This is a genomic window from Asanoa sp. NPDC050611 (genome assembly GCF_040654855.1).
Taxonomy (GTDB): domain Bacteria; phylum Actinomycetota; class Actinomycetes; order Mycobacteriales; family Micromonosporaceae; genus Asanoa.
Window position 1 is genome coordinate 1 of sequence record NZ_JBFAIU010000272.1, and the last position, 10,565, is coordinate 10,565.

Annotated in this window: 9 protein-coding genes; 5 read left to right on the top strand and 4 right to left on the bottom strand. The window is 70.1% G+C overall.

Features of this window, described 5'->3' with window-relative positions; genetic code table 11:
* The first annotated feature begins 90 nt into the window (after positions 1 to 90).
* On the top strand, positions 91 to 1,083 hold the full coding sequence (locus AB0H87_RS30905; RefSeq protein WP_360153480.1) for a C-terminal binding protein: 993 nt from the start codon (positions 91 to 93) through the stop codon (positions 1,081 to 1,083).
* Here AB0H87_RS30905 and poxB read toward each other — a convergent pair whose 3' ends face one another.
* Together poxB and AB0H87_RS30915 are read right to left on the bottom strand one after the other, a co-directional pair.
* Complete coding sequence (poxB, locus tag AB0H87_RS30910; protein WP_360153483.1) at positions 1,084 to 2,820, bottom strand: ubiquinone-dependent pyruvate dehydrogenase; 1,737 nt, start codon at positions 2,818 to 2,820, stop codon at positions 1,084 to 1,086.
* Positions 2,821 to 2,903: 83 nt separating this feature from the next.
* Entirely contained in the window at positions 2,904 to 3,950 is a 1,047-nt protein-coding gene (locus AB0H87_RS30915; RefSeq protein ID WP_360153486.1) for an aldo/keto reductase, read from the bottom strand.
* 92 nt (positions 3,951 to 4,042) lie between these two features.
* Here AB0H87_RS30915 and AB0H87_RS30920 point away from each other — a divergent pair, with 92 nt between their 5' ends.
* From AB0H87_RS30920 to AB0H87_RS30930, 3 genes are all read left to right on the top strand, one after another.
* Positions 4,043 to 4,678, top strand: a complete 636-nt coding sequence (locus tag AB0H87_RS30920) for a TetR/AcrR family transcriptional regulator (RefSeq protein ID WP_360153489.1) — start codon at positions 4,043 to 4,045, stop codon at positions 4,676 to 4,678.
* Between the two features lie 118 nt (positions 4,679 to 4,796).
* On the top strand, positions 4,797 to 7,007 hold the full coding sequence (locus AB0H87_RS30925; RefSeq protein ID WP_360153492.1) for a hypothetical protein: 2,211 nt from the start codon (positions 4,797 to 4,799) through the stop codon (positions 7,005 to 7,007).
* Between the two features lie 169 nt (positions 7,008 to 7,176).
* Entirely contained in the window at positions 7,177 to 7,551 is a 375-nt protein-coding gene (locus AB0H87_RS30930) for a hypothetical protein (RefSeq protein ID WP_360153495.1), read from the top strand.
* Positions 7,552 to 7,554: 3 nt separating this feature from the next.
* On the opposite strand, the gene AB0H87_RS30935 is transcribed toward AB0H87_RS30930, so the two are convergent.
* On the bottom strand, positions 7,555 to 8,733 hold the full coding sequence (locus tag AB0H87_RS30935) for an FAD-dependent oxidoreductase (protein WP_360153498.1): 1,179 nt from the start codon (positions 8,731 to 8,733) through the stop codon (positions 7,555 to 7,557).
* On the bottom strand, positions 8,733 to 9,692 hold the full coding sequence (locus AB0H87_RS30940; protein WP_360153501.1) for an NAD(P)-dependent oxidoreductase: 960 nt from the start codon (positions 9,690 to 9,692) through the stop codon (positions 8,733 to 8,735). The genes AB0H87_RS30935 and AB0H87_RS30940 overlap by 1 nt, the downstream gene beginning before the upstream one ends.
* Positions 9,693 to 9,910: 218 nt before the next feature.
* Between AB0H87_RS30940 and AB0H87_RS30945 the strand changes: the two genes are divergently transcribed.
* Positions 9,911 to 10,396 carry a YcxB family protein gene (locus tag AB0H87_RS30945; RefSeq protein ID WP_360153503.1) on the top strand — a complete coding sequence of 162 codons (486 nt, stop codon included), beginning with the start codon at positions 9,911 to 9,913 and terminating at the stop codon, positions 10,394 to 10,396.
* Positions 10,397 to 10,565: the final 169 nt, after the last annotated feature.

The following is a 10,565-nucleotide window of genomic DNA, read 5'->3' on the forward strand; positions in this document are numbered from 1 at the left end:
TCCGCAGGTACACCGGGCAGATGGACACCGGCAGCTGCCTCGACTTCGCGACCGCGTACCAGGACCTCATCGTCACGAAGGGAACGCCCCGTGACTCGCACTAGCCGCGGCATCATCATGATCGCCGACTCGGACTTCGGCGACGTCGAGATCGAACGAGAGATCGTCGAGGGAGCCGGGTTCACGCTCTCGGCGCACCAGTGCACGTCCGAGGACGAGATCATCGCCCGTGGCCGCGACGCCGCGGGCATCCTCACCCAGTACGCGCACGTCGGCGCCGCCACGATGGACGGCCTGCCGAAGCTGCGGGTCATCGCGCGCTACGGCACCGGTGTCGACATCGTCGACGTCGACGAGGCGACCCGCCGCGGGATCCAGGTCACCAACGCACCCAACGACTGGTGCGCCGACGAGGTCGCCGACCACGCGATCGCCCTCTGGCTCGCCGCGGCCCGGAAGATCAACCAGTACGACACGGCGACCCGCGAAGGCGAGTGGCAGTGGCAGACCGGCGCGCCGATCTGGCGGCTGCGCGGCAAGGTGTTCGGCCTGCTGGGCTACGGCGCGATCGCCCGCCTCATCGCCACCCGCGCGAAGGGGTTCGGGGTGCAGGTGTGGGCGCACGACCCGTTCGTCACCGCCGACGAGATGCGGGCCGACGAGGTGCGCCCGGTCGACCTGGACGAGCTGATCCGCGGATCCGACTACCTCACCATCCAGGCGCCGCTGACTCCGGACACCCGGCACCTGTTCGACGACGCCGCCCTGGCCAAGATGAAGCCCACGGCCATCCTCGTCAACACCGCCCGTGGACCCATCATCGAGGACGCCGCCCTCGACCGGGCGCTGCGCGCCGGGACCATCGCCGCGGCCGGGCTCGACGACCTGGAGGAGGAGCCGGCCAAGCACGCCAACTGGGCACCCGACAACCGCCTGCTCCACCATCCGAACGTCGTCGTGACCCCGCACGCCGCGTACTACTCCGAGGAGTCCATCCACACCGTCCGGGCGTTCGCGGCCGACGAGGCCGTGCGGGTCCTCACCGGTCAGCCGCCCCGGTCGCCCGTGAACCATCCCGCGTAGCTATTCGCGGTCCAGCTGTCGCAGGTTCGTGTGCGCCAACTCGACGATCTCGTCGGCGTTGCCGGACAGGATGGTACGGGTGGCGTACAACGTGAAGCCTTTGATCTGTCCATAGGTGAGCTTGGGCGGCAGCGACAGTTCCTGGCGGGCCGTGCGGACGTCGACCAGCGCGGGCCCGTCGTAGGCGAGGGCGTCACGCAGCGCGGCGTCGAGCTGGTCGGCGGTGTCGACGCGCGCGCCGAAGAGGCCGGCCGCTTTCGCGATGGCGGCGAAGTCCGGATCCATCAGTTCGGTGGCGTACGTGACGATCCCGGCCGCTTTCATCTCCAGCTCGACGAACGACAGGGCGCGGTTGTTGAAGACCACGATCTTCACCGGCAGCCGCTGCTGTCGCAGGGTGAGCAGCTCACCGAGCAGCATCGCGAGCCCGCCGTCGCCCGACAGCGCGATGACCTGCCGGCCGCGGTCGGCCGCCTGGGCGCCCATCGCGTGTGGCAACGCGTTGGCCATGCTGCCGTGCGTGAACGAGCCGATCAGCCGGCGCCGGCCGTTCATGTGCAGGTAGCGGGCCGCCCAGATGCAGGGGGTGCCGACGTCCGCGGTGAACACCGCATCCTCGGTCGCGAGCCGCTCGATCGCCGCCGCGACGTGCTGCGGGTGCAGTGGCCCGCCGCCGCGGCCGGGCTCCGCCAGCCGGTCCAGCCGGGCCCGGGCGCGGCGGTAGTGCGCCGTCATCCGGTCCAGGTGTGCCCTGTCCGTCTTCGGGGTGATCAGCGGGAGCAGCGCGTCGACGGTGTCCCGGACCGTGCCGACGAGCGGCACCCGCACCGCCACCCGACGGCCGATGTGCTCGCCGCGCACGTCGACCTGGACGACCGGGACGTCGTCCGGATAGAACGGCCGGTACGGAAAGTCGGTGCCGAGCATGAGCAGGGCGTCGCAGTGTTCCATCGCGCGGTAGCCCGAGCTGAACCCGATCAGCCCGGTCATGCCGACGTCGTACGGGTTGTCGTACTCGACGTGCTCCTTGCCCCGCAACGCGTGCACGACCGGCGCCTGCAACGCGCCCGCGATCCCGATCACCCGGTCGTGCGCGCCGGCGCAGCCCGCACCGGCCAGAACGGTCACCCGCTCCGCCCGTTTGAGCACGTCCGCGGCGGCGGCGAGGGCCGCGTCGTCGGGCCTGATCACGGCGTCCGCGCGGCGCACCGCACCTGGCCAGCGTGCCGTCCCGGCATCGGCGAGGAAGATCTCGCCGGGGATGACCAGCACCGCGACGCCCCGGCGCTGCACCGCGGCCCGCATCGCCATCTCCAGCAGCCGCGGCACCTGTTCCGGAATGCTGGCCAGCTCGCAGTACACGCTGCATTCGGTGAACAGCTGCTGCGGATGCGTCTCCTGGAAGTAGCCGCCGCCGATCTCCTCCGTGGGAATGTGAGCCGCGATCGCGAGGACGGGAACACCGCTGCGGTTCGCGTCGTACAACCCGTTGATGAGGTGGAGGTTGCCCGGCCCACAACTGCCGGCGCACACCGCCAACTGGTCGGTCAGTGCGGCCTCCCCGGCCGCGGCGAACGCGGCCGCCTCCTCGTGGCGCACGTGTTCCCACGCCAGGCCGCCGTCGCGCCGCAGGGCGTCGGTGAAGCCGTTGAGCGAGTCTCCCGGAATGCCGTACACGCGGCGTACGCCGGACGCCTTGAGCGTGCCGACCATCGCCTGGGCCACCGTACGCGCCATGTTCCCGTCCCGTCTCTGTGTCCCCGGACCGATTCTCGTCTCCGGGGACACCACGACCGGCCAATATCGACCAGTCCGTCATTTCACGCGGCGCTCGCGAGCGGCGAGGGATTGAGCCTGGCGAAGCCTTCCTGCCGTTGGTAGGGGAAGTACGGGTAGGGCGCGGTGCGGCTGCTGGCGGTGTCGAGCCGGGCCATCTGTTCGGGTGTGAGCTTCCAGCCGACGGCGTCGATGTTCTGCCGCAGCTGGGTCTCGTTGCGGGCGCCGATGATGACGGTGGCCACGGTGGGTCGTTGGAGCAACCAGTTGACCGCGATCTGTGGCACCGCTCGGCCGGTCTCGCGGGACAGGTCGTCGAGGACGTCCACGACGTTGAACAGGTGTTCGTCGTCGACCGGCGGACCGAAGTCGGCGGTCGTGTGCAGGCGGCTGGTCGCGGGTGGCGGTGCGTCGCGGCGGATCTTGCCGGTGAGCCGTCCCCAACCGAGCGGGCTCCACACCACGGCTCCGACGCCCTGGTCGAGGCCCAGCGGCAGCAGTTCCCACTCGTAGTCGCGGCCGACGAGTGAGTAGTAGACCTGGTGTGCCACGTACCGCCGGCGGTGGTCGCGGTCGGCCGCGGCGAGGGATTTCATGAGCTGCCAGCCCGCGAAGTTGGAGACGCCGAGGTAGCGGATCTTCCCGTCGCGCACCAGGTCGTCCAGCGTCGCCACGACTTCTTCGACGGGCGTCGCGGCGTCGAAGGCATGCAGTTGGAACAGGTCGATGTAGTCGGTGCCGAGCCGGCGCAGAGCCGCCTCGACCGATCGGACGAGCCGCGCGCCGGAGGTCCCCGCGTCGTTGGGCCGGTCGCTCGTCGGCAGGCCGCTCTTGGTCGAGATCAGGACGGCGTCCCGTCGGCCTTTGATCGCCTGCCCCAGCACCTGCTCGGACGCGCCGTCGGAGTAGACGTCGGCGGTGTCGAACATGGTGATGCCGGCGTCCAGGCAGATGTCGACAAGGCGTCTCGCCTCGCGGGCGTCGGTGTGGCCCCAGCCGCCGAACAGCGGGCCCGAACCGCCGAAGGTGCCGGCCCCGAAGCTGAGTGCGGGCACGGTGAGTCCGGATGCGCCGAGCCGTCGGTACTCCATGGTGTGCCTCCCGTTAAAGGAACTGCAGTTCCGATAAGCTGATGGCGCTACGGTAGCACTCATCCGGCGGTTAAGGGAACTGGAGACCCGTTATGGTTGGTGGTGCGATCCGACCCGGAGGCCGGACGGCGCGGGTCCGCGCCGCCGTGCTCCAAGCGGCCGGCGACGCGCTCGTGGAGCACGGCTTCGACGGGCTCGACCTCGCCGACGTGGCCCGCCGCGCCGAGGTGGGCAAGACGACCGTCTACCGCCGCTGGGGCACCGTCGCCGGCCTCGTCGCCGACCTCCTGACGGACATGGCGGAACAGTCCCTGCCGCGAACCGACACCGGGTCACTGATCGAGGACCTGCGTGCCAACGCCCGGCTCGTCCAGCGCACCCTGGTCGATCCGCGCCAAGGGGCGCTGTTCCGGGCTGTCATCGTCGCCGCCACCTGCGACCCCCGAACCGCCGAGGCCCTGCACCGCTTCTACGCGGTCCGCATCGGCGAATGGGCCCCCTGCGTGGACCAGGCCGTCGAGCGGGGCGAACTGCCCTCGGGCACCGACGCGGCCGAGGTCATCCGTGCCGTATCGGCGCCGCTCTACTACCGCCTGCTCGTCAGCGGAGACCCGATCGACGAGGCCACGGCGGACCGAGCCGCCGAAGCGGCCGTGGCGGCGGCCCGGGCCGGCATCTATCGGATGGCGATAACTCCGTCCAATCCGGATGTACTCCCACGAACTTGATCAACGGTAGCCGCGCGGTCACCTGAAGACATCGATCTTTATTACGCTCCTGTCGTCGCATCCAGCGAAAGATGGGAGTACGTGTATGCGAGTTCACTCGCGTTTACGACGAAGGAGCTTGGCCGCGGCCGTTACGGTCGCGGTCGTCGCGCAGTTGGGGATCTTCACAAGCGAGGCGTCGGCGGGGGAGACACCTCGGTGGCAGGTCGAAGTCGCGAAGATCCCCACCGCCGAGTACACGCGGGACGCCAAGGTCTACGTCACCGAGGCGACCCAGGCGCTCCGCCCGTACGTGGGCGGTGGGCTGGGTGACAGCCGGATCGATCCGGTGCTGGCGGACGTGGACAGCCGCTACTTCGACGGCGCACGGCTGAACAGCGCCGCCAACGGCGAGATCGCGTTCGACAACCTCCAGCACCTGGAGTCGTTCCTCAAGAGCCGCATGACCGGCGCCAGCCCGCCCAACGGCGAGGCCGAGGAGGCGCACGTCCGCGCCCTGGTGGAGACACTGACCGGCGTACGGCTGCTGGCGGACGCGGCGATCCAGGACGCCGAGGCGACCATCGGCCCCTTCCGGGCCAACCCGCCGCCGGCGCCCGCCCCCGCCGGGCTGGCCGAGGCGTTCGCGGACCTGGCGGCGGCGAAGGCCAACCTCGCCAAGGCCGACGACATGCTCTACAAGGCCAACGTCGAACCCGCGACCATCCAGTCCGGGAACGCGTGGGCGAACGGCTTCAACGTGCTCACCCGCCTCGGCATCACCTACGAGGGCGACCACGACTCCGACGGCGTGATCGACGTGGTGGAGCTCCGCTTCGGCGCCAGCCCCCTGCTCATCGACTCCGACGGCGACGGGCTGACCGACAAGTTCGAGATCACCCAGCTGGCCGGCTTCGCGATGCCGGGCCAGGTCGACACCGACAAGGACGGGGTGCCGGACGGCGCCGAGGACGTCGACGGCGACGGGCTGACCAACCTGCGCGAGCAGGAGCTGGGCACCTCGCCGACCGAGGGCGACACCGACGGCGACGGGGTCAGCGACGGTGACGAGGTCGCACGGGGCACCAACCCCCTGGTCCGTGACGCGCCCCCGCCGCCGGTCACCGGCAGCGCCCCACCGATCGTGCCCGTTCCGACGGACACGGACACCGACGGCGACGGGCTCGAGGACTTCACGGAGGAGGACGACTGGGAGACCGACCCGCTGCGGGCCGACACCGACGGTGACGGGCTCTCCGACGGCGCCGAGGCTCTCGACTACCAGATCAGCCCGCTCCGCGCCGACACCGACGGTGACGGCCGGGACGACGCGTACGAGCTGGCGCACATCGAGGACCAGGGCCTTGACCCGACGGTTCCCGACGAGATCGTGAGCAAGTGGACGTACGTCAGCGACTTCGCGCTCGGCTTCTTCGCCGGTGACTTCAGCCCCCGCGACTCGATGGCCTGGTTGTCGGGCTATCTCTGCTCGGGCGGGCTGAGCTTCATTCCGGTGGTCGGCTGGATCCTCGGTGGGCTCGCCGATCTGCGGGACACCATCGCGGGAATCATCCACCAGGACTGGATCGGGGCGGGGCTCAGCATTCTGGGGCTCATCCCGTACGCCGGCGACGCTGTCGCCATCCCCGGCAAGGCCGCCAAGTTCGCCCTGCGCTACGTGCACCGGCTGGACTCGACGATCCGGTTCGTCGCCAAGTGGAACAAGATCCCCGACGGGGTCAAGACCCTGGCGATCAGGGCGATCATGCTGGGCAACTACGGCACGCTGTCCAGCCGGATGTCCGACGCGGTCATCCTGAGTCTCGCCAGCATGCCCCGCATGAGTCTGCCGCGGCTGGCGGACGCGATGTCGGACGCGAACCACGTCGGCGGTGGTGCGGTGACGCCGTTCCTGCGTAACGCCCCGGAAGGCGAGGACTTCGTCGCCAACCTGCTGGCGGGTCAGACCGTGCTCAGGAACCAGCAGGGCAGGATTCCCATGCCCAACATGCCCAGGCCCGGCTCGGCCCGCGAGCCGGACAGCTTGGTGGACACCGCGGAGGGCTACTTCCTCCACGAGGTCAAGACCGGCCTGCCCGGGCATCCGGACACCTACCTCAAGCAGTGCGAGCAGGACGGGCACCTCAACAGGACCCGGCCGGTGGTCCAGCCGGGCCGGCCGCCGGGGGCGGCGAAGAACATCACGGGCGTGCTGTGGCACTTCGTCCCGAAGAAGTGGCCGGTCGACCACCCGATATTCTCGCAGTCGGATGGGCTCGGTCCCCCGCAGGACCTGCTGGACTGTCTGAAGAGGAACGGCATTCCGTTCGTCATTCACCCAGCCGTCTAGATAGGACTGCCGAGGCCGGGCGTCCAGCGCGGGCCTCGGCCTCGGCAGGACCTACGGAAGGTGGCTCTTCGTGTTTCGCCCCCGATACGGCGTATCCGGCGTCCGGCCACGCCGTAGCTCCGAAGGATGGGACCAGTTCGACGGGGAAGCGTTGGCTGGAACGCCGGCTGTGCGGGCCGCACTCGCCCGCGCGCCGCGCACGTTTCTCGCGATCGTCTTCGGCGCCGCGGAGGCCGAGTCGGAGGCTGTTCCCCGCGCGGACCTCTGCACGTACCTGCAGGTGGCGACGCGGGACGGCACGTGGTGGGGTCTCGGGCTCGAGGACACGGTCAAGGTCGTCGTCGACCTGGACCAGGACGACCTGAAGCGGGCGCTCGCCGCCCAACCCGACGTCGTCGAGGTGGAACACGAGGAGCGCGAGACCTTTCAGGTGGTGCTGGCCCGCGTTCTCACGGCCGACGAGGTCCTAGCCCGGTTCGTCGACGCACTGACATCGGCACACCGCGAGCAGGCACGGCAACTCGGCATCACGGTGCCGGAGTGAACGTCACATTGCCCTGGTGGCCCGGCCACCCTTTGACAGCGTGCCGGTGACGTACATGTACCTGTGCAGCCGGTACGTCGTCAGCGGCGTGCTGCTGACGAGCTTCTCCTTGTAGAAGATGGCGGCGCGCCCCTTGAGGTAGGCCCGGCGCGGCGTGTCGTCGGCGTGGGTGAACTGGATGACGGCGTCGCGGCGGCCCAGGCTGACCGGCTGGTGGAAGTAGCCGTACCGGAACGGCTTGACCGACTTGCCGCGCAGGAGCCTGGCGATGGTGTCGGCGGTGTACTGCCCGGTGGGTATGCCGCTCTGGCAGGTGCCATGGACCTGCCCCCAGGCCAGCCGGATGGCGGCCGCGTCGCCGATCGCGTGGATGTCGGGATGCGACACCGACCGCAGCGTCGCGTCGACCAGCACCAGACCGCGCTCATCCGTGGCGATTCCAGCCTCTCTGGCCAGCGGCGAGACCGTGACGCCCGTGGTCCACACGCATACGTCCGCGGCCACCAGCTCGCCGTCCGCCAGTTCGACGGAGTCCGCCAGCACCTTGGTCACGCGGGCGCCCGCCCGGACGGTCACGCCGAGGCGGCTCAGCGCCTGGTAGAGGTGCTTGCGCGCCTTGGCTCCCATCATCGAGCCGGGCTCGTCGACGCTGAGCAGCGTGACGTTCAGACGCGGGTGTGCCTCGGCGATCTCGGTGGCCGCCTCGACGCCGGTCAGGCCGCCCCCGCACACCGTCACTGCGCCACCGGCCGCCGCGACGCCGCCGAGGCGGGCCGCCAACCGCGCGGCGTTCTCCGGGCCGTTGAGCGTGTAGCAGTGCACATCGGCCCCTGGGACCGTGCTGGTGTCGGTCGCGCTGCCCAGGGCGTACACCAGTGTGTCGTATCGCAGGATCGTCGGACTGCCGTCGACGGCCACCGTGCGCGCCCGCGGGTCGATCGCGGTGGCCGTTCCCGCCACGAACGCGACGCGGGTGCCCGCGAGCAGCTTGGGGATCTGGAAGTCGGCCAGTTGCCGCCCGGCGGCGATCTGGTGGAGCCGCAGCCTCTCGGTGAACCGCGCCGACGGGTTGACGAGCGTGATCCGGGCGTTGGTACGCCGCATCCGGCGCGCGAGCCGGGCGGTGGCCATCATGCCCGCGTACCCGGCGCCGAGCACGACAATGTGGTGGTGGTTCTTCATCACTCCTCGCTTTCGGGATCGGCCTGGATGCGTTCCTTGAAGCCCATGCGCCAGGACGGGTGCGCCGGGCGCCAGCCCAGCTCGCGCTTGGCCTTCGCGTTCGAGGCGCCGCGCAGCTCGGTCATCAGCACGACGCCGGCCTCACCGGCAGCCAGCCGGCCGACGAACCGCGGCACGCGCATCGGCTTCTTCGCACCCAGCATCGCGGCGAGCTCCGGCAGCCACTCGGCGACCGGGGCGGGGTCGTCGTCGACGACGTTGTAGACACCACGGGCGCCCTGCTCGACCGCCGCGACCGTCGCATCCGCCGCGTCGGCGATGTGGACGAACGACCACACCCCACCGCCGTTGCCGACGATCGGAAACTGGCGCTTGCGGATCATCTCGAGTTGCGCGGAACCCGGCTCCATCGAGGTGCCCGGACCGTAGAAGGCGCCGTACCGCAGCACGATCCCCTCGGTCCAGCCCGCACCCAGCACGGCTTTCTCCAGATGCCCGATCGCGGCGACCATCGGCGCCATCGTGCTGACCGGCGACGGGTCCAGCGGGTCCTCTTCGCTCTTCACCGGCCCGCCCGTGCGGGCGTAGGTGAAAGCACCATTGCTCTGCGCCACGAATCGCCGCACTCCGGCCGCGCGCCCCGCCGCGATCAGATTGTCGGTGCCCACGATCCGCAGCCGGTCGGTCGCGGCGAAGCTGCGATCGAAGTGGCGGGTGTCGATGTGCCCGATGGCGGTCAACTCGTGAACGATGACATCCGGCTTCGCCTCGCGGACGGCCGCCGCGACCTGGCCGCGATCGAGCGCGTCCGCCACGACCGGCACCGCGCCCAGCTTCGACAACCTGGCCTCGCCGGACTGGTTCCGCGTCATGGCGAAGACCTCGTGCCCGGCGCCGACCAGACGCGGCACCAACTGCGTGCCCATCGCTCCGGTCGCTCCTGCCACTAGCACTCTCATGCTCAGCTCCCCGTTCTGGTGTTCTTGCCGTCAGGACGTGACGGCGGTGGCGCATGTGACCCAACGAGTCCTGGGTCACTCCGCGGAACGCTCGATCAGTCTCGGGCGCGCGTCGCTCAGCCATCAACGACGAGGCGGGAACCGAGCGATAAGCGGCGCTTATGATGTGCGCGTCTCGCCCGGGCCCGGGCCGTCTCCGGGGTGCGTATCGTTTTGACGTGCACATCCGTTTTGACGTCCCAGCCGACCCGGCCTACCCGGGCCGCGTGGCCGCCGCGATGGGCAGTGTCGGGCTGCGCAACTACGGCTACGTCGGCGTGGTGCTGGCGGTGGTCGGAGCGATCGGTCTTGCCTTCTCCTTGGGCGACCAGTTGGTGCCGCTCTATATCGCGCTGCTCGCTGGTGGCCTGCTGGCGATGCTGTATTCGCCGTTGGTGCGGTTGCGCGCCCGCCGCCGCTCCGCCGGCTACGCCACCGAGGGCGGCTACGACATCGACGACGACAACATCATGATGCGCAGCGGCTCAGAGTCGGGCGGCATCGCCTGGGAAGGTGTCACCCAGGTGATCGAGACCCCTGAATTCTGGATCGTGTACGTAGGCCGGATGCCGGCGACCGTGATCCCACGGCGCCTGATGTCCGCGGAGGACGCGGAGACCTTGCGAACCTTCATGACCGAACGCGGGCTGCTCCAGCCTCGCTGATCCGCGCGTGGTCCCACCGCGACGGCCTGGATCTTGTCGCGGTGGGTTCGGCTTCGTGGTTCTTAGCGGCTGCGGGCGGTGATGTCGCCGTGGGTGGTGGTGGCTCGGATGTCGAGTGCGGCGGTGCCGTCGTTCTTGAGGGCGTTGCTGATGCGCCCGTAGCCGGTGG